Origin of the sequence: Mycobacterium sp. 852002-51613_SCH5001154, from assembly GCF_001667425.1 — a bacterium.
Taxonomy (GTDB): Bacteria; Actinomycetota; Actinomycetes; order Mycobacteriales; family Mycobacteriaceae; genus Mycobacterium.
In genome coordinates this window covers 48,435-66,971 of the sequence record NZ_LZII01000052.1, presented here as the reverse complement: position 1 = coordinate 66,971, position 18,537 = coordinate 48,435, and the positions used below count along the sequence as shown (strand labels likewise).

The 18,537-nt window shown below is 69.9% G+C and carries 18 protein-coding genes; 9 read left to right on the top strand and 9 right to left on the bottom strand.

All coding sequences use genetic code 11. The features are described from left to right. Nucleotides 1-10: 10 nt before the first annotated feature. Genes A5750_RS13400 through A5750_RS13390 form a run of 3 tightly spaced genes read right to left on the bottom strand, consistent with a single transcriptional unit; the run spans nucleotide 11 to nucleotide 3,558 of the window. Nucleotides 11-754: a 2OG-Fe dioxygenase family protein gene (locus tag A5750_RS13400; protein WP_066945513.1), complete on the bottom strand. Its 744-nt coding sequence runs from the start codon at nucleotides 752-754 to the stop codon at nucleotides 11-13. 43 nt (nucleotides 755-797) lie between these two features. After that, entirely contained in the window at nucleotides 798-2,795 is a 1,998-nt protein-coding gene (locus A5750_RS13395; RefSeq protein WP_066945510.1) for an SDR family oxidoreductase, read from the bottom strand. Nucleotides 2,796-2,844: 49 nt separating this feature from the next. Continuing rightward, complete coding sequence (locus A5750_RS13390) at nucleotides 2,845-3,558, bottom strand: histidine phosphatase family protein (protein ID WP_066945506.1); 714 nt, start codon at nucleotides 3,556-3,558, stop codon at nucleotides 2,845-2,847. 83 nt (nucleotides 3,559-3,641) lie between these two features. Here A5750_RS13390 and A5750_RS13385 point away from each other — a divergent pair, with 83 nt between their 5' ends. Next, complete coding sequence (locus A5750_RS13385) at nucleotides 3,642-4,514, top strand: MaoC family dehydratase (protein WP_066945923.1); 873 nt, start codon at nucleotides 3,642-3,644, stop codon at nucleotides 4,512-4,514. Here the strand turns inward: A5750_RS13385 and otsB are convergent. After that, the gene (gene otsB / locus A5750_RS13380) at nucleotides 4,511-5,638 is read right to left on the bottom strand and encodes a trehalose-phosphatase (protein ID WP_066945503.1); all 1,128 of its coding nucleotides are present in this window, start codon (nucleotides 5,636-5,638) and stop codon (nucleotides 4,511-4,513) included. The genes A5750_RS13385 and otsB overlap by 4 nt on opposite strands. 41 nt (nucleotides 5,639-5,679) lie before the next feature. Further along, nucleotides 5,680-6,972, bottom strand: a complete 1,293-nt coding sequence (locus tag A5750_RS13375) for a wax ester/triacylglycerol synthase domain-containing protein (RefSeq protein ID WP_066945500.1) — start codon at nucleotides 6,970-6,972, stop codon at nucleotides 5,680-5,682. A 175-nt stretch (nucleotides 6,973-7,147) separates the two neighbouring features. On the opposite strand from A5750_RS13375, the gene A5750_RS13370 reads away from it, so the two are divergent. Next, nucleotides 7,148-10,426 carry an error-prone DNA polymerase gene (locus A5750_RS13370; RefSeq protein ID WP_066945497.1) on the top strand — a complete coding sequence of 1,093 codons (3,279 nt, stop codon included), beginning with the start codon at nucleotides 7,148-7,150 and terminating at the stop codon, nucleotides 10,424-10,426. An 18-nt stretch (nucleotides 10,427-10,444) separates the two neighbouring features. On the opposite strand, the gene A5750_RS25865 is transcribed toward A5750_RS13370, so the two are convergent. Together A5750_RS25865 and A5750_RS13360 are read right to left on the bottom strand one after the other, a co-directional pair. Continuing rightward, nucleotides 10,445-10,858: a hypothetical protein gene (locus A5750_RS25865; RefSeq protein ID WP_156659121.1), complete on the bottom strand. Its 414-nt coding sequence runs from the start codon at nucleotides 10,856-10,858 to the stop codon at nucleotides 10,445-10,447. 9 nt (nucleotides 10,859-10,867) lie between these two features. Further along, the gene (locus A5750_RS13360; RefSeq protein ID WP_066945490.1) at nucleotides 10,868-11,338 is read right to left on the bottom strand and encodes a hypothetical protein; all 471 of its coding nucleotides are present in this window, start codon (nucleotides 11,336-11,338) and stop codon (nucleotides 10,868-10,870) included. A gap of 224 nt (nucleotides 11,339-11,562) precedes the next feature. On the opposite strand from A5750_RS13360, the gene A5750_RS13355 reads away from it, so the two are divergent. After that, nucleotides 11,563-12,207, top strand: coding sequence for a nitroreductase family protein (locus A5750_RS13355; protein WP_066945487.1), 645 nt, complete (start codon nucleotides 11,563-11,565; stop codon nucleotides 12,205-12,207). On the opposite strand, the gene A5750_RS13350 is transcribed toward A5750_RS13355, so the two are convergent. Continuing rightward, a complete protein-coding gene (locus A5750_RS13350) occupies nucleotides 12,208-12,534 on the bottom strand; it encodes a YciI family protein (protein WP_066945484.1) in 327 nt (108 codons plus the stop codon). Nucleotides 12,535-12,571: 37 nt separating this feature from the next. Continuing rightward, the gene (locus A5750_RS13345; RefSeq protein ID WP_066945481.1) at nucleotides 12,572-13,036 is read right to left on the bottom strand and encodes a tRNA (cytidine(34)-2'-O)-methyltransferase; all 465 of its coding nucleotides are present in this window, start codon (nucleotides 13,034-13,036) and stop codon (nucleotides 12,572-12,574) included. Between the two features lie 17 nt (nucleotides 13,037-13,053). Here A5750_RS13345 and A5750_RS13340 point away from each other — a divergent pair, with 17 nt between their 5' ends. From A5750_RS13340 to A5750_RS13315, 6 genes are all read left to right on the top strand, one after another. Beyond that, nucleotides 13,054-13,659 (top strand): bifunctional 2-polyprenyl-6-hydroxyphenol methylase/3-demethylubiquinol 3-O-methyltransferase UbiG, encoded by a 606-nt coding sequence (locus A5750_RS13340; RefSeq protein WP_066945478.1) that lies wholly within the window; start codon nucleotides 13,054-13,056, stop codon nucleotides 13,657-13,659. Between the two features lie 241 nt (nucleotides 13,660-13,900). Continuing rightward, nucleotides 13,901-16,633, top strand: coding sequence for an ATP-binding protein (locus tag A5750_RS13335; RefSeq protein WP_066945920.1), 2,733 nt, complete (start codon nucleotides 13,901-13,903; stop codon nucleotides 16,631-16,633). Then, nucleotides 16,630-17,028, top strand: a complete 399-nt coding sequence (locus tag A5750_RS13330; RefSeq protein ID WP_066945476.1) for a serine protease inhibitor — start codon at nucleotides 16,630-16,632, stop codon at nucleotides 17,026-17,028. Before A5750_RS13335 ends, A5750_RS13330 begins: the two co-directional genes overlap by 4 nt. A gap of 6 nt (nucleotides 17,029-17,034) precedes the next feature. Continuing rightward, nucleotides 17,035-17,409 (top strand): DUF742 domain-containing protein, encoded by a 375-nt coding sequence (locus A5750_RS13325; RefSeq protein WP_066945473.1) that lies wholly within the window; start codon nucleotides 17,035-17,037, stop codon nucleotides 17,407-17,409. Further along, entirely contained in the window at nucleotides 17,390-17,986 is a 597-nt protein-coding gene (locus A5750_RS13320; protein WP_156659117.1) for an ATP/GTP-binding protein, read from the top strand. Before A5750_RS13325 ends, A5750_RS13320 begins: the two co-directional genes overlap by 20 nt. Further along, nucleotides 17,983-18,534 (top strand): pentapeptide repeat-containing protein, encoded by a 552-nt coding sequence (locus tag A5750_RS13315; protein WP_066945467.1) that lies wholly within the window; start codon nucleotides 17,983-17,985, stop codon nucleotides 18,532-18,534. The genes A5750_RS13320 and A5750_RS13315 overlap by 4 nt, the downstream gene beginning before the upstream one ends. Nucleotides 18,535-18,537 lie beyond the last annotated feature (3 nt).

Below are 18,537 nucleotides of genomic sequence, written 5' to 3'. Positions count from 1 at the left end.
ATACCGACGCTTACCGCCAGCCCGAGGCGAAGGTGATCACCAGGACGTCGCGCTGCGCCGGGCCCGAGCCGTCGATGGGCCGGATCGGGGAGACGCCGTGCAGGGTGCGGCGGTCGTCGCCCAGCATCAGCGTGCCGGGTTCGGCCAGCGTCGTCGCCAGCAGCTGCCTGCCGTCCAGGTCGCACACCGTGCTTTCGCCGCCGATGGCGTTGCGCCGTCCGACCAGCAGCGAGGTGACCAGCGTGACGCCGTCGCGGTGCATGCCCTCTGGCGTCGGATGCGCGCCCTCGTCCGTCGACGACCGGGTGCGGAACGGATGCACCTTGACGTTCCAGTCCGCCACATCGTCGAGCGCCGAGGCGACCCGGGCCAGCAGTCCTATCACCTTGTGCAACAAAGGGTCCCGGGCGAACGCGTCGGTCAGCGGCTCGAAGTCGCGGCCCCTGCCGATGTAGAGCGGGTTGGAGTCCTCCGGCTGCACGAACGCGCGCCTAGGCATCGGGCGCAGCCGGCCATCGCGAAACGAGTACTGCCCGTAGCGGCGCAGCCGCTGCACGCCAAGCTCCGCCGCGTAGGGGTCGGGGGCCAGATGCGGCCAGTGCCGGGCGAACCGGGTCCATTCTTCGCGGCCCGCGCCCAGGCTTCGGGTCATGTCGAACGAGGACACCACCGCGGCGCCCGTCGTGGCGACCTGGCGGGCCGCGGCGGCCACCGGATCGGCGTCGGCCCGCTTCCCCGAAAGAGTCCGCGTCATCGCGCCGGAATACCGCAATCGGACGCGCCCGAAACGCGCTGACCTACCAGTGCACCCCGGGCACCAGGCGCACCAAGCGCTTGACCGGTCGCGGTGTCCGGATGCCGCGGGTGACGCCCCGCGCCGGGCGCCTCGGTTTGCGCGGTGGAGCCGCCGCCGGTTCAGTGGCCAAGCCGCGGGCGGCGGCCGAGTCGGGATAACCCAGATAGAGCTGGTGCAGGATGCGCCGCGACGTCCGCGGCGCGAAGTAATTGCCGACTTCGGCCAGCGTGCCCAGCGGGGTGTCGATGCGCGTCGGCTTCTCCACCAGGCCGCGCACCACCATGGCGGCCGCGCGTTCCGGGCTGATCGCGGGCACCGGGTTGAGCCGGTGCGACGGCGCGATCATCGGCGTACGAACCAGTGGCATATGGATATTGGTGAAGGTGATGTGGTCGGACAGCGTCTCCGAGCCGACCACGTCGGCGAACGCGTCCAGCGCCGCCTTGGTGGGCAGGTACGAGCTGTACTTGGGGTTGCGTGCCTGCACGCCGGCGCTGGAGACGTTGACCACGTGACCGAAGCGGCGCTCGCGCCAGTGCGGCAGCAGCGCCAGCACCATCCGCACCGCGCCGAAGTAGTTGACCGCCATCACCCGTTCGTAGTCGTGCAGCCGGTCGGTCGAGTTCACCACCGAGCGGCGGATCGACCGGCCGGCGTTGTTGACCAGGTAGTCGACGTGGTCGAACCGTCCCAGGATGTCCTTGATGGTGTGCTCGACCGAGGTGGAGTCGGTGACGTCGCAGCTGAAAGCGTGGGCGTCACCGCCGCTGGCGCGGATCTCGGCGACCAGCTCGTCCAGCGCTTCGGCGTTGCGGGCCAGGGCGAACACCGTCGCCCCGCGCTCCGCGACCGCGATCGCCGCCGCCCGGCCGATGCCGCTGGACGCGCCGGTGATGATGACGTGCCGGCCGCGCAGCGGTCCCTTCGGATCGTCGCGGCGCGCCCGGTCCGGGTCGAGGTGCTCGGCCCAGTACCGCCACAGCTGGGGCGCGTAGCTGGAGAATTCGGGCACGTCGATGCCGGTGCCGCGCAACGCTTTCCGGGTCTGGTCGCTGACGAAGGTGGGTTTGAGGTCGACGAGGTCGAAAACCTCGGCCGGGATCCCCAGCTGGGTGGCCGCCATGTTGCGCAGCACCCGGGCCCGCCCGCGCACCTTGAGCACCGGGGCGGCGACCGAGCCGGGCAGCGACCCGCGCGCCGGCGGGAGCCCGGCCGCCTTGGCGACGCCGCGGTAGATGCCGCGCAGCCCAACGGTTTTCGGGGCGGTCAGGTGGAAGGTGCGGCCGTCGGAACCCTCGGAGTGCATCAGCGCGACGAGCGAGTCGACGACGTAGTCGACCGGCACGATGTTGGTGCGCCCGGTGTCGGGCAGCAGGATGGGCGTCAACGACGGCAACAGCGCCAGCTTGGCCAGGACGCCGAAGAAGTAGTACGGCCCGTCGACCTTGTCCATCTCGCCGGTGCGCGAGTCGCCCACCACCACCGCCGGGCGGTAGATCCGATAGCGCAGTCCGGGTGCCGACCGCACCAGCAGCTCGGCCTCGAACTTGGTCTGGTGATACGGGGTCGAGAGTTGCTGGCCGACGTCGAAGTCGTCCTCGGTGTACTCGCCGCGGAAGTCGCCGGCCACGGCGATCGAGGACACGTGGTGCAGCGTCGCCCCCAGCCGCTGCGCCAGCTCGATGACAGCGCGGGTGCCTTCGACGTTGGTGGCCCGCTGCTCGGCTTCGCCCGCGGTGATGTCGTAGATGGCCGCGCAGTGCACCACGTGATCGATGCGGCCCAGCTCGGCGAGGGTCTCGTCGGTCAGCTCCAGCTCCGGTAGCACCCCGACCAGTGGTTTCGCCCGCTCACCCCACTCGGCGGCGAGCCGTTCGAAGCGGCCCAGCGACTGCCGCCGGACCAGCACCCACACCTGCGCATCGGGCCGCGTCTCCAGCAGACGGTCGACGACGCGGCGACCAATAAACCCGGTACCGCCGGTAACGACATAACGCATGGAGCCATCGTGGCGGCTGGCGACCGCCCACGTCAACCCACTGATCCAGTCAGCTGTGGAAGTCCCGGATGCCGTCCCACTCCACCAGGGTCCAGCCGGTCATCGGGTTCCCCGTGATAACCACGCGCCCGGTGTTGGGCAGCGGGTGGCTGGTCAGCAGGGTGTCCTTGGCGTTCTTCGTGTTCATCAGCGTCCAGTACTCGATGGCGAATTTGTGCGAGAACACCACCGGATTGTGTTGGCCGCTGTTGTAGACCTTCTGCATGGCGGCGGTGAAACCCTCGTTGAACTGCTTACCGCTGACCGACCCCGGGATGCTGTCTTGCATGTCACCCCTGAGCCAGTCCGCCGGCGCCAACAGGTACGTCGCGTTCTCTTGCGCGATCGGCTTGCCCTCGAACCAACCGGCGTTGATCTCCTGGATGCCTTGCAGCACCTCGACTTGCTTGCCCAGCTCGGAGGCCAGCGGCGCTGCGGTCTGCTGGGTTCTGACCATGGTGGAGGCGTAGATGCCGTCGTAGTCCTTGCGGCCCGCTTGGTGCGCGATCTGTTGGGCCTGCCCCTGCCCCTCGGGCGTCAGGCCGGGGCCCGGCACCGAGGTGTCGATGATCCCGCTGGCGTTGGATTCCGACTGGGCGTGCCGGATGAACGTCACCGTGATGCTGCGCGCCTGGGGCGATCCGCCGCAGGCACCGACGATGAGGACTGCGGTCAGCGCCGCGACCGCCTTCGAGACATTCCGGACCAAGCTGCGCTTCGGCATGTCGATAGCCTGCCCTGCCGACGGCATCGGTGGGAAGGGTTTGCGATGGTTAGGTGGAGAAAATAGAGGCGAAGGAGACTCAGATGGCGATTGACCCGAGTGCCGTCGGCGCGGTGACCGAACCGATGCTGTTCGAATGGACCGACCGGGACACCCTGCTGTACGCGCTCGGCGTCGGCGCCGGCCTCGACGACCTGTCGTTCACCACCGAGAACAGCCACGGCATCGACCAGCAGGTGCTGCCCACCTATGCGGTGATCTGCTGCCCGGCGTTCGGGGCGGCCGGCAAGGTCGGAACGTTCAACTGGGCCATGCTGTTACACGGCTCGCAGGAAATCCGGCTGCACGCGCCGCTGCCACCCACGGGGAAGCTGTCGGTGGTCACCGAGGTCGCCGACATCCAGGACAAGGGCGAGGGCAAGAACGCGATCCTGGTGTTGCGCGGCCGGGGCACGGACCCCGACTCGGAGAAGCTGATCGCCGAGACGCTCACCACCCTGGTGATCCGGGGCGAGGGCGGGTTCGGTGGCATGCCGGGTCAGCGGCCGGTGGCCCCGGAGATCCCCGACCGCGAGCCCGACGCCCGGGTCGCGCTGCCCACCCGGGAGGACCAGGCGCTGATCTACCGGCTCTCGGGTGACCGCAACCCGCTGCACAGCGACCCGTGGTTCGCTCGCGAGATGGCCGGCTTCCCCAAGCCGATCCTGCACGGGCTGTGCAGTTACGGGGTGACGGGTCGCGCGCTGCTCGCCGAGCTGGGTGGCGGGGTCGCAGCCAACATCACCTCGATTGCGGCGCGATTCACCTCGCCGGTGTTTCCCGGCGAGACGCTGACCACGCTGATCTGGCGCACCGAGCCGGGCAAGGCGGTGTTCCGCACCGAGGCGTCCGGCGCCGAGGGCGTCGGGACGCGGGTGGTGCTCGACGACGGTGCGGTGGAGTACGTGCAGGCCTAACGGGACAGCTCGCGCGCCAGCCGGGCGGTGAACTCGCTGGCGCGCGCGGGGCTGTCCAGCGCGAACTCTGCCGCGGTGGCGCGGTCGCCGTCGTCGTCGTGCCGCACCAGGATGGGCACGCCGCCGTCGTGGATCGCGTCGAACGCGTCCTCGTCGGTGATGTCGTCGCCTAGATAGACGGGCGTGAGCGGACCCGACTCCGCCCCGGTCAGGTGGTCGAGCACCCAGCGCAGCGTTTTCCCCTTATCCCAGTCCAGGTCCGGCCGCAGCTCGATGACCTCGCGGCCGGTGGTCACCCGCAGCTCGTCGCGCCGGCCCGCCGCGCGCACCGCGGCCGCCACCTCGCCGACGCGGTCGCGCCCGGCGTTGCGGTAGTGCACCGCGACCCCAAATCGCTTGTGCTCCACCATCACACCCGGGATGGAGCCCAGTCGCTCGCGCAATTCGCCGGCCGCACGCTCCAGCACCGGTATGGCCGCGGCGGCGGCGTCGTTCTGGTGGTGCGTGCCGTCGGGTGCGGTCAGCTCGAATCCGTGGCTGCCGGCATACCAAATGCCTTGCACGCCAACCCGTCTCGACACATCGGCCAGATCGCGGCCGGACAGCACCGCGACCGGGCACTGTTCGGCCAGCTGCCGCAGCGCCTCGGTGGCGCCGTCGACCGGGATGGCCGCATCCGGATCGTTGACGATCTCGGACAGCGTGCCGTCGAAGTCGAAGAACACCGCCGGCCGCCGCGCGGCCAGGTCGTCGAGGGCCGTCAGCGCGTCGGGCAGCTGTGACATCCGGCGGTCCCCGGTGCGCACGGTCACCTCGCGGAGGTCGGCGACGACCGCGTCGGCGCCGGCGTCCCGCAGCGCGCCGCCCTGCCCTCGGTCGACACCGATGACCAGCGCGAATCCGCCGGCGCGCGCCGCCTCGACGCCCGCTTCGTCGGCGGTGACGACCACGCACCGGCCGGGAAGCACCCGCAGCCGGCGGGCCGCTTCCACCGGGTCGTCGGTAAAGATCGCGGTGCCGACCCCGATCCCGCGCAGTTGCCCGTCCAGGGTGGGGTCGAGCGCGTCGAACAGCACCGCGTCATGGCGGCGCGGGTCGATGACGACCGACCCCGACTCTGGCATGACCCAACCTTCTCACGGTGGTCAGCCCGGCCGGGAGCGGGTCAGTGCCGCGCGTGCCCCGGCGCGGGTGGGCGCGCGCCCGGCGCGCGACCGGGAAACGCGCGCGGCGACCGCTTGCGGCGGCGATCGCCGAACAGCAGCACCGAGTCCTGGCTGAGCGCCACGAGCCGCGCCATGCCCAGTTCGATGCCGGCGGCCAACTGCTTGACGTCAAACGTGGCACCGGGCTCGGCGGTGATGCCGAATACGAGTTCGTCGCCGTAGCTCAGCACCGCGACCCCGGTGCTCAACTGGACGTCGGTCGGGGGAATGGGGAGCAAGCGCTCCATGGTCTGGCCCATGAGGCGCAGCCGATGGCGGGGCCCGGGCGCATGGGTCACCAGCGTGACGATGGCGCGCTGCGGCAGCCGCGTCACCAACTGGATGACGCTGTCCCGCAGCACCGTTGGCAAGGAATTGAGCACCCACCCGACGATGCCCCCGGATGGCGGAGGGCCCGTTTCCTTGTCGTTCCACCTGGTCTGCACGGTCCGCAAGCGCTGCACCGGGTCGTCGCCTTCGACCGGCAGATACGGCGAACGGATCGGCGTCGGCACCAGGGCACGCAGCGAGTCCGCCCGCGGCTCCTCGCCGCGCCCGAGCAGCACCATCCGGAAGCCGTCGCTGGTGGCGGCCAGCGCGACGTCGTTGACGGCCACAGCGAACTTGCGGCAGACGCGGTCGACGTCGGCGATCGGGACCCGCACTGTGGCATAACGCCGCCCAGTGGCGACCCGGTCGTGCGCCTGCAGCACGGGCCATACCGCGCCGAGGGCGGCGCCGGTTGCAGTCCAGGACGCCCGCCACAGCACATCGGACCAGCCCTGTCGCCGCACCGGCTGCCGCGGGACCTGTTGGGATGCGGGGTCATTGGCAAAGGTAGCGACATCGGCGTCGTCGCACAGCCTGGTGAGCAGCTGGGCGGGCGAGTCGCCGTCCAGGAGGCGGTGATGCGTTTTCATCAGGATCGCCCACCGGTTGCCCTTGAGGCCCTCGATCACCCAGCATTCCCATGGCGGACGATCCGAGCCCAGGGGGCGCTCGAGGGCGTGCGCGATGGCCCGGGACAGCTCGGCGTCGTCGCCCGGTCGGGGAATCGCCATTCGGCGCACGTGGCGGGCGAGGTCGAATTCCGGGCAGTCGACCCGAATGCGTTCCGCCAGAATACTTTTGAGGCGCTGAAAGTCGGGTGCGCCGCCGTCGACGATGGCCACCGCGCCGGTTGCGAGGCCGGCGTGCTGATCGGGGTCTTGAGCCGTCAGGAACGCCGCATCCAGTGCCCTCACCTGCGCCATGCTCGCCCCCGCGGTCGACTTTTTGCCCTGGTACCAGTGTCTGCCCGGGTTGGTGCCGGGGCTAGGCCCTCGGCGTTAAGACCTTGTTTAGGAGTTGAAGATCGGTTTAACAACGGTTGTCCTGGGTCGGAGGCAATTCGAACAAACATTCGATAGACTGCGGTTGTGGGCTGGTATGGGTTGGTTTAACGGCCCGCCGAGCTGGGCGGAAATGGAGCGGGTGCTCGACGGCAAGCCGCGCCATGCCGGCGTGCCGGTGGTACCCGGGGAGGACGCCCCCCTGTCGCCTAAGCGCGGAACCTACCGACCGCCGGACGACACCCGGGGGGCCCGCTCGTCCGTTCCCTATGCCGAGCTGCACGCGCATTCGGCGTTCAGCTTCCTCGACGGGGCCAGCACGCCGGAGGAGCTGGTCGAGGAGGCCGCCCGGCTGGGGTTGCGTGCGCTGGCGCTGACCGACCACGACGGCCTGTACGGGGCGGTGCGATTCGCCGAAGCGGCCGCCGAACTCGAGCTGCGTACCGTGTTCGGCGCCGAGCTGTCCCTGGGGCCGGGGGCCCGCACCGAGACGCCGGACCCGCCCGGCCCTCACCTGCTGGTGCTGGCCCGCGGCCCGGAGGGCTACCGGCGGCTGTCGCGGCAGCTGGCCGCGGCGCACCTGGCCGGCGGGGAGAAAGGCAAGCCGCGCTACGACTTGGACGCGCTGACCGAGGCCGCCGGCGGGCACTGGCACATCCTGACCGGCTGCCGGAAAGGCCATGTGCGCCAAGCCCTGTCACAAGGTCCGGACGCGGCGGGGCGGGCGCTGGCCGACCTGGTGGACCGGTTCGGTGCGGACCGGGTCAGCATCGAGTTGACCCACCACGGCCACCCGCTCGACGACGAACGCAACGCGGCGCTGGCCGCGCTGGCACCACGCTTCGGCGTCGGCGTCGTCGCCACCACCGGGGCGCATTTCGCGGGGCCGTCGCGGCGGCGGCTGGCCATGGCGATGGGCGCGATCCGGGCGCGGCAGTCCCTGGACGCCGCCGCCGGGTGGCTGGCCCCGCTGGGCGGCTCGCACCTGCGATCCGGCGAGGAGATGGCCCGGCTGTTCGGGCAGCGGCCCGAAGCGGTGACCGCCGCCGCCGAGCTCGGCGAACAGTGCGCGTTCGGGCTGGCGTTGATCGCGCCGCAGCTGCCGCCGTTCGACGTGCCCGCCGGGCACACCGAGGACAGCTGGCTGCGGCAGCTGACCATGGCCGGGGCGCGGGACCGCTACGGACCGGCCGATGCCGCGCCGCGCGCCTACTCCCAGATCGAGCACGAACTGAAAGTTATTGCGCAGCTGACATTTCCGGGTTACTTCCTGGTGGTGCACGACATCGCCCGGTTCTGCCGGGAGAACAACATCCTGTGTCAGGGCAGGGGATCGGCGGCCAATTCCGCGGTCTGTTATGCCTTGGGCGTCACCGCGGTGGATCCGGTGGCCAACGAGCTGTTGTTCGAGCGGTTTCTGTCGCCCGCCCGGGACGGGCCGCCCGACATCGACATGGACATCGAGTCGGACGAGCGCGAAAAGGTCATCCAGTACGTCTACGACAAATACGGCCGCGACTACGCCGCCCAGGTCGCCAACGTCATCACCTACCGGGGCCGGATCGCCGTGCGCGACATGGCCCGCGCCCTCGGCTTCTCGCAGGGGCAGCAGGACGCGTGGAGCAAGCAGATCAGCCACTGGAACGGCCTGGCGGACTCGCCCGACATAGAAGGCATCCCCGAGCAGGTGGTCGATCTGGCGAACCAGATCCGGAACCTGCCGCGGCACATGGGCATTCATTCCGGCGGCATGGTGATCTGCGACCGCCCGATCGCCGACGTGTGCCCGGTGGAGTGGGCGCGCATGGAGAACCGCAGCGTTCTGCAGTGGGACAAAGACGACTGTGCGGCAATCGGTTTGGTGAAGTTCGACCTGCTCGGGCTGGGCATGCTCTCGGCGCTGCACTACGCCATCGACCTGGTGGCAGAGCACAAGGGGATCGAGGTGGACCTGGCCAAACTCGACCTCTCCGAGCCGGCGGTTTACGAGATGCTGGCCCGCGCCGATTCCGTCGGTGTGTTTCAGGTGGAGTCCCGGGCGCAGATGGCCACCCTGCCCCGGCTGCGGCCGCGGATCTTCTACGACCTGGTGGTGGAGGTGGCGCTGATCCGCCCAGGACCCATCCAAGGCGGGTCGGTGCACCCCTACATCCGGCGGCGCAACGGCCTCGACCCGGTCACCTACGACCACCCGTCCATGGAGGCGGCGCTGCGAAAGACGCTGGGGGTGCCGCTGTTTCAGGAGCAGCTGATGCAACTGGCGGTCGACTGCGCCGGCTTTTCCGCCGCCGAGGCCGACCAGCTGCGCCGCGCGATGGGTTCCAAGCGTTCGACCGAACGCATGCGACGGCTGCGCGGCCGGTTCTACGACGGCATGCGCGCGCTGCACGGCGCCCCCGACGATGTCATCGACCGGACCTACGAAAAGCTGGAGGCCTTCGCCAATTTCGGCTTCCCGGAAAGCCACGCGCTGTCCTTCGCGTCGCTGGTGTTCTACTCGTCGTGGTTCAAGCTGCATCACCCGGCGGCGTTCTGCGCGGCGCTGTTGCGCGCCCAGCCGATGGGCTTCTATTCGCCGCAGTCGCTGGTGGCCGACGCCCGCCGGCACGGCGTGACGGTGCACGGGCCCGACGTCAACGCCAGCCTGGCGCACGCCACGCTCGAGAACGAAGGGGCGGAGGTCCGCCTCGGCCTGGGCGCCGTCCGCCACATCGGTGACGACCTCGCCGAGCGGCTGGTGCAGGAGCGAAAGGCCAACGGCCCCTTCGTATCCCTGCTGGACCTGACCACCCGGCTGCAGCTCTCGGTGCCGCAGACCGAGGCGCTGGCGACGGCCGGGGCGCTGGGCTGCTTTTCCATGTCACGGCGGGAGGCGCTGTGGGCGGCCGGGGCGGCCGCCACGCAACGGCCGGACCGCTTACCGGGTGTGGGCTCGTCGTCGCACGTCCCGGCGTTGCCCGGGATGAGTGAGCTGGAACTGGCCGCCGCGGACGTGTGGGCCACCGGCGTCTCCCCGGACAGCTATCCGACGCAGTTCCTGCGGGCGGACCTGGACGCGCTGGGCGTGGTTCCCGCCGCGCAGCTGCTCAGCGTGCCCGACGGCGACCGGGTGCTGATCGCCGGCGCGGTGACCCACCGGCAGCGGCCCGGGACGGCCCAGGGGGTGACGTTCCTCAACCTCGAGGACGAGACGGGCATGGTCAACGTGCTCTGTACGCCGGCGGTGTGGGCGCGGCACCGCAAGCTGGCCAACGCCGCGCCGGCGATGCTGGTGCGCGGTCAGGTCCAAAACGCCAGCGGGGCAGTCACCGTCGTCGCCGAGCGGCTGGGCAGCATCACCCTGGCCGTCGGCTCGAAGTCCCGCGACTTCCGGTGAGGCTCTTGCGTTCGCGCCTCAGAACGAATAGATCCCGTGAACGCTCACGAACATGCCGTGGCCGGTGCGGTCGTTGGTGAACCGGGTGCCATGATCCGTTGGCAGCACCGTCCAGCCCTGCAGGTGATACGTCTCGCCGTAATGCAGCACGATATCGCGATCAGGGTCGCCGACCATACCCACGCCCAGGTATTGCAACTTGCCCGTGTCATCGACCTGTGCCGCGTTGTTGCCGAATCCTACTGGCAATTCCAGGGTTTGGCTCACGCATAGAACGTCGTGCGTTCCGATGGAACACCGCGTCCTTCCGGTCTGGGTATGCACATACAGATAGTCTTCGGCACTGGCACGCACCCCGGATGTCATACCGAGTCCTACCGTCACCACTGCGGCCCAAATTGCCGCACGACCAAGAATTTTCATCTGCTTCATCCTTCCCAGCTAGTTGGCGGGCTGTGCCGGTACGGGCATGGGTTCGCCGGTCTGCTTGACCAGCCGCCCGTGGATCCATTTGTCCACGCCGCCCCACTGTTGGTCCCAGTTGTATTGCAGCGTCCAGTCATTGGTACGGCTGTAGAAATAGGTTCCGGCGAACACATTGCCCTGCAGACTGCCGTCCGGATTCACACTGCCCCAGAGGTATTCATCGTGATACTGTTCGCAAAAGCCCCACGGTGAGTAGCTCATCTTGCCGTGGAACTCGTTGAAGACGACGCTGGTGACCTCCAGGGCCGCGGTGCCCTTGGAGCCGTCGTAGCACTGCGCATCTCCGAGCCACTTCCCGGGCAGGCCCTTGTCGCCGGTGGGCATCGCGTGGCTCGGCGTCCTGGACGCCCATCCCACGGCCACCACGATGAACACGGCGAGCGCGAGGACACCGATGCGCTCAACGGCAGTAACGTTGCGGCCCAATCGGTTCCGTGGCGAACTCCCGGAATGCGCGGGAACGCGAGCATCCACGGATTGGTGGCCTGCCGGCATCGCCAATCGCCCCCTCATGTCTGTCATGCAGAAACTGCTGTTCGGGACGACTATCGCCGCATATCCGCGGCCCGACGTAGGGCCGTTGGTCACAGACGCTTCGGCCATCGGTCCCGAAACGACACCCCTGATTGCGGCATCGGTAGTCTCCAAGCATGACCCTCAACTTGTCCGTCGACGAAGTCCTCACCACCACCCGCTCGGTCCGCAAACGTCTCGACTTCGACAAGCCGGTCGGCCGCGAGGTGCTGGTGGAATGCCTCGACCTGGCGTTGCAGGCGCCCACAGGGTCCAATTCACAGGGCTGGCAATGGGTGTTCGTCGAGGACGCGGAGAAGAAGAAGGCGATCGGCGACGTCTATCTGTCCAACGCCCGCGGCTACCTCAGCGCGCCGGCGCCGCAATACGGCGAGGGGGACACCCGCGGCGAGCGGATGGACAAGGTCCGCGATTCCGCGACCTACCTCGCCGAGCACATGCACGAGGCGCCGGTGTTGTTGATCCCCTGTATCGAAGGCCGCGAGGACAAGACGCCACTGGGCGGCGTGTCGTTCTGGGCCTCGCTGTTCCCGGCGGTCTGGAGCTTCTGCCTGGCGCTGCGCTCCCGCGGGCTGGGCTCGTGCTGGACGACGCTGCACCTACTGCGCGACGGCGAGCAGCAGGTGGCCGACGTGCTGGGCATTCCCTACGACAAATACAGCCAGGGCGGGCTGTTCCCGATCGCCTACACCAAGGGCACCGACTTCCGCCCCGCCAAGCGGTTGCCCGCCGAGCAGGTCACCCATTGGGACGCTTGGTAATCAGGTCTGAAGCGGCCACACCTCGACCACCCCGTGCGCGACCGCGCAGGGCGTCTGACTCACCCGCTCGATCGCCGCGTCGAGATCGTCGGCCTCCAACACCGCGAACCCCGCGATCGGCATCGCCGATCGGAGGAAGGGGCCCTGCTCGATCCGCACCCCCGTGCCGTCCGGGTTGCGCACCTGCACGGGGTCTCCGGCTCGGGCGACGAGCGCGCCGGACGCGCTGAGTTCGTCGTCGCGGGCGTGTGCGGCCTGTCTGCGGTCGTCGCTCAACTGGTGGTATCCGGCCTCGTCGCCGTAACCGATCGTGATGAAGGTTGCCATGTCACTGCTGACTCGCGCCGCGCCCGGAACTCATCGCTCAGAGCGCCCCGTGATAGCCGTGCTGCCGCCAGGCCTCATACACGGCGACGGCCGCCGCGTTGGACAGGTTCAGCGAGCGGCGGCCGGCCAGCATCGGGATCCGCACCTGCTCGGTGATGTGCGCGTCGGCCAGCGTCGCCGCGTCCAGCCCGGTGGGTTCGGGCCCGAACATCAACACGTCGCCCGCCCGGTAGCGGACATCGGCGAACGAGGTGGGCGCGTGCGAGGTGAACGCGATCACCCGGGCCGGCGCGAGCGCCTCCCAGGCGGCCTCGAGTGAGGCATGGACGGTCACCGACGCGAGGTCGTGATAGTCCAGCCCGGCCCGCCGCACCTTCGGTTCGGACAGGTCGAAGCCCATCGGCTCGACGAGATGCAATTCGCAGCCCGTCGCCGCCGCCGTCCGGATCGCGTTGCCCGTGTTGGGGGCGATGCGCGGGGAGTAGAACATCAGCTTGAACACAACGCGATAATGGTCGCATGGTCGAGCAGAGCATCTGGATGCAGAAAGTCACTGCCGATCCCGGACATTCGCAGTGGTACATCGAGCGGTTCCGCGCGATGGCCCGCGCCGGTGATGACCTTGCCGGCGAGGCCCGCTTCGTGGACGCGATGGCGCCCCGGGGCGCCCGGATCCTCGACGCGGGTTGCGGCCCCGGCCGGCTGGGCGGGTACCTGGCCGCCGCCGGTCACGACGTCGTTGGCGTCGACGTCGACCCGGCGCTCATCGAAGCGGCCGAGCAGGATCATCCCGGCCCGCGCTGGCTCGTCGGCGACCTCGCCGAACTGGACCTGCCCGCCCGCGGCATCGCCGAGCCGTTCGACGTGATCGTGTCCGCCGGGAACGTCATGACTTTCCTCGCCCCCAGCACGCGGGGGCGGGTGCTGGGCCGGCTGCGCGCCCACCTCAAGGGCGACGGCCGGGCGGCGATCGGCTTCGGCGCCGGCCGCGATTACGCGTTCGCCGCTTTCCTCGACGACGCGGCGGCGGCCGGCTTCGCGCCGGATCTGCTGCTCTCCACCTGGGACCTGCGACCGTTCGCCGATGGCTCGGATTTCCTCGTCGCGGTCCTCCGGCCGGTGTAGGAACCGTTTGCCAGAATCGTCCGCCCGTGCGCGGGTCCACCTTGGAGGGACCTGTCTGCTCAGTAACGATTCTGGTGACCTGGGCCGCGGGCTGTCATACTCGTCGGATTGCCACGTTGACGCGCTCGCGCCCATCTGGCGTGGTACGGGTGGATAAAGCAGGAAGTCTCATGAGCCTCTCGATTTCTCGAGCGCTGACCATCAGCGCGGCGGCCGGTCGCACGGCCGTGGCGACGTGACCATGTTCGCCCGCCCGGCCAACCCGGCCGAGGCGGCCGCCTCCGAATCCCCACAGCCGCACGCCACCGACCCGGCGCCGGACAAACGCCCGCCGACCTGGTCGCTGAGCAACTGGCCGGTTCGGTGGAAAGTGCTGGCGATTGTGCTGGTCCCGCTGGTGTTGGCGACGGTGTTCGGGGTGCTGCGCATCGAGGGCGCGATGGCGAACGCGGGCGGTCTGCGGCTCGCGGCCGCCCGCGCCGACGTGGTCCCGGTGGTCACCAAATACATGTCCGCCCTGGACGTCGCCCTGATGGCGGGCAGCACCGGGCGCGACGTGGAGGGGGCCAAGAAGAACTTCGAGGCGCGCAAGTACGAGTTGGACACGCGGCTGCACGACACCGACGTGAGCGCCGAAGTGCGCTCGGGCGTGAACAACCTGCTGGACGGCGGTCAGATGCTGGTGAACAAGGCGTCCGACAACGGCCTCGGTTTGCGGGAGCGGGTGACCCTGTATGCCCCGATCCTGCTGACCGCGGAGGACGTCATCAATGCGTCGGTGCGCGTCGACGACGAGAAGATTCGCGCGCAGACGGAGGGGCTGAGCCGGGCGGTCGGGGCGCGCGGGCAGATGACGATGCAGAAGATCCTCGTCACCCGCGGCGCCGAGCTGCCCGAGCCGCAACTGCGGACCTCGATGATCACCCTGGCCGGGACCGAGCCGTCGACCCTGTTCGGGATGAGCGAAGTGCTCGGCGCCGGATCGCCGGAAGCCAAGACACTGCAGCAGCAGCTGGTGGCCCGGATGGCGATCATGTCCGATCCGGCCAGCGTGCTCGTCGACAACCCCGACCTGCTGCGCTCGATACAGACCACCGACGACATCGCCGAACAGGTCATCAAGGACGCCACCGCGTCGGTGACCAAGTCGGTGCACGCGCAGGCCGCGGACAAGCGCAACGCCGCGATCCTGGACACCATCCTGGTGCTGGGCGCCATCGTCATCGCGCTGGTCGTCGTGTTGCTGGTGGCGCGCGCGCTGGTGCGGCCGCTGCGCATCCTGCGTGACGGCGCCCTCAAGGTGGCCCACACCGACCTCGAGGAGGAGATCGCCCGGGTCAAGGCGGGCGGCGCCGAGCCGACGCCGCAACCGCTGCCGGTGTACACCACCGAGGAGATCGGCCAGGTCGCCCACGCGGTGGACGAACTGCACACCCAGGCCCTGCTGCTGGCCGGCGACGAGGCGCGGTTGCGACTGCTGGTCAACGACATGTTCGAGACCATGTCGCGCCGCAGCCGGTCGCTGGTCGACCAACAGCTGTCGCTCATCGATCGGCTGGAGCGCAACGAGGAGGACCCCGAACGCCTGGACAGCCTGTTCCGGCTGGATCACCTCGCCGCCCGGCTGCGCCGCAACAGCGCCAACCTGCTGGTGCTCGCCGGCGCGCAGCTGGCCCGCGACCAGCGTGACCCGGTGCCGCTGTCGACGGTGCTCAACGCAGCGGTGTCCGAGGTCGAGGATTACCGCCGCGTCGAAATCGCCGGACTGCCCGACAACAGCACGCTGATCGGCGCGGCCGCCGGCGGCGCCATTCACCTGTTCGCCGAGCTGATCGACAACGCCCTGCGTTACTCACCGCCGTCGACTCCCGTGCGGGTCTCGGCGGGCCGCGGCGGGGACGGGGGAGTCGTGGTGCGGATCGCCGACTCCGGCCTGGGCATGAACGACACCGATCGCCGCATGGCGAACATGCGGCTGCAGGCCGGGGGCGAGGTCAGCCCCGACAACGCGCGCCACATGGGGCTTTTCGTGGTCGGCCGGATCGCGGCGGGGCACGGCATCCGGGTGGGGCTGCGCGGCCCGGCGGCGAACGAGACGGGCTCCGGCACCACCGCGGAGATCTACCTGCCGCCGACCATCCTCGAGGGCGCGGCCCGGCCCGTCCGAGCCACGCGGATCCGGGCCGTTTCGTCCCCCAGCGCACAACTCGCCGCGCCGGCCGAGGAACGCAGGCCCGAGCCGGCGCTCCCGCACGCCGAGGCTCCCGTACCGCCGGTCACGCTGCTGCCGCGGCGCAACCCCGGTTCCAGCGGCATCACCGAGGTGCCCGCCGAAGAGCGGCAGCCCCAGCGGCACCGGCGCGAACTCCCCACCCCGTGGTGGGAGAGCGGCACCCCGGCGGAGCCGGACCCCAAACCCGCGCCGGCGCGGACGGCGTCGGACACGTCGGCGTTCTTCGCCGCGCGGTCGCGGGAGGCCGACAAGCCTGCGGCCCCCGCCCCGAGCGCGCCCGGCCCGTCGATTCCGGCCGTCCCCAAGAGCGACAGCGCCCCGGCCGACGACGACGTGATCTACCGGCGGATGCTGTCGGAGATGCTCGGCGACCCGCACGACCTGGTCAACAGCCCCGACCTGGACTGGCAGTCGGTGTGGGACCGCGGTTGGACGCTGGCGGCGGCGGCGGAGGAGAAGCCCGTCGAATCACGCACCGCCGAGCACGGCCTTCCGGTGCGCACGCCCGGCGCCCGGCTGGTGCCGGGGACGGCCAACGGGACGGGCCTGCCCGAGGAGGACCAGCCGGCCGAGGAAGACCAGGGAACCAACGGTGGCAGCCACTCCGCCCGCGAGCCGCAGCACGCCGCGGCGGCGCGCGATCCCGAGGCGGTTCGCGCCTCCTTCAGTAATCACTTCGGCGGCGTGCGCACCGGCCGGTCGCACGCCCGCGACACGACTCAAGGGCCCGATCAGGAATGAATTCACCTGACAATTCACTGGACTGGCTGGTGACGCGGTTCGCCCGCGAGGTTCCCGGCGTGGCGCACGCCTTGCTGGTCTCCGTCGACGGACTGCCCCTCGCCGCCAGCGAGCATCTCCCACGTGAGCGCGCCGACCAGTTGGCCGCGGTGGCCTCCGGTCTGGCCAGCCTCGCGACCGGCGCCGCGCAGCTGTTCGAGGGCGGCCAGGTGCTGCAGTCGGTGGTCGAGATGCAACACGGCTACCTGCTGTTGATGCGCGTCGGTGACGGCTCGCATCTGGCCACGCTCGCCGCCACGTCGTGTGACATCGGTCAAATCGGCTACGAGATGGCCATCCTGGTCGAGCGGGTCGGGGGCGTGGTGCAGTCCACCCGCCGGTCTGGCGTCTCGTGAGCCGCGATGGACGAACGCGAACCCCGGCCGGGCGCAGGTAGAGGGAATCTGGTCCGCCCGTACACCCTGACCTCCGGACGGACCGGCACCGACGTCGACCTTCCGGTGGAAGCGCCGATACAGACGTTGCAGGCCGGCCTGGCTTACCGGTGGCCAGCCGACGACGCGAAAGGCAAGATCATCCAACTCTGCGTGGGCAGTCCGTCGGTCGCGGAGATCTCCGCCCGGCTGGATTTGCCGCTCGGTGTCACGCGCGTCCTGGTCGGCGATCTGGTTTTGTCCGGCTACCTTCGGGTGCATAGGACGTTGTCCGAGCGTTCGACCTCCGATGAGCGCCACGAACTGATAGGAAGGACGCTGCGTGGCCTTAAGGCACTCTGAGGCGCACTCCGAGATGTACTCCGACTCCGCCCACGCTTCCACGAAGATCGTCATCGCGGGCGGGTTCGGTGCCGGCAAGACGACGTTCGTCGGGGCGGTGTCGGAGATCATGCCGTTGCGCACCGAGGCGATGCTCACCGACGCCTCGACGGCCGTCGACGCGCTGGAGGCCACCCCGGATAAGCGGACCACCACCGTCGCGATGGACTTCGGCCGGATCACGCTGGACGAGGACCTCGTGCTCTACCTGTTCGGCACGCCGGGGCAGCGCCGGTTCTGGTTCATGTGGGACGACCTGGTTCGGGGCGCCATCGGGGCGATCGTGCTGGTGGACTGCCGGCGCCTGGAGGACAGCTTCGCCGCGGTCGACTTCTTCGAGCACCGCAACCTGCCGTTCCTGGTCGCGGTCAACGAGTTCGATGGCGCGCCGCGCTATCCCGTTGCGGAGGTGCGCGAGGCGCTCACCTTGCCCGCGCACATCCCGATGATCTCGGTCGACGCCCGGGATCGCCGGTCGGCGACCGATGCGCTGATCGCGGTCAGCGAATACGCTCTGGCCAGCCTGACTGCCAGTTGAGCACCCGGTGGGTTGATCGTCACTTCGACGGCCACGACTTCACCGACGAGGACCTCAGCCGGTGGCAGACCGAACGGGTCGTGTTCGACGAGTGCAACTTCAGCGGCGCCAACCTGGCCGAGTCGCAGCACCGCGGGTCGGCGTTCCGCAATTGCACGTTCAAGCGAACTTCGTTGTGGCACAGCGATTTCGCGCAGTGCAGTATGCTGGGCTCGGTCTTCGTGCAGTGCCGGATGCGGCCGATCGCCTTCGACGAGGTCGACTTCACGCTCGCGGTGCTCGGTGGTAACGACCTGCGCGGCGTCGACCTGAGCGGCTGCCGGCTGCGCGAGGCCAGCCTGGTGGAAGCGGACCTGCGCAAGGCGGTGTTGCGCGGCGCCGACCTGTCCGGCGCGCGGACGACGGGCGCCCGGCTGGACGACGCCGACCTGCGCGGCGCGACCGTGGATCCCTCGTTGTGGAGAACCGCGTCGCTGGCGGGCGCCCGCGTCGACGTCGGCCAGGCGGTGGCCTTCGCGGCGGCTCAGGGGCTGCGCCTCGACGGCTGATCG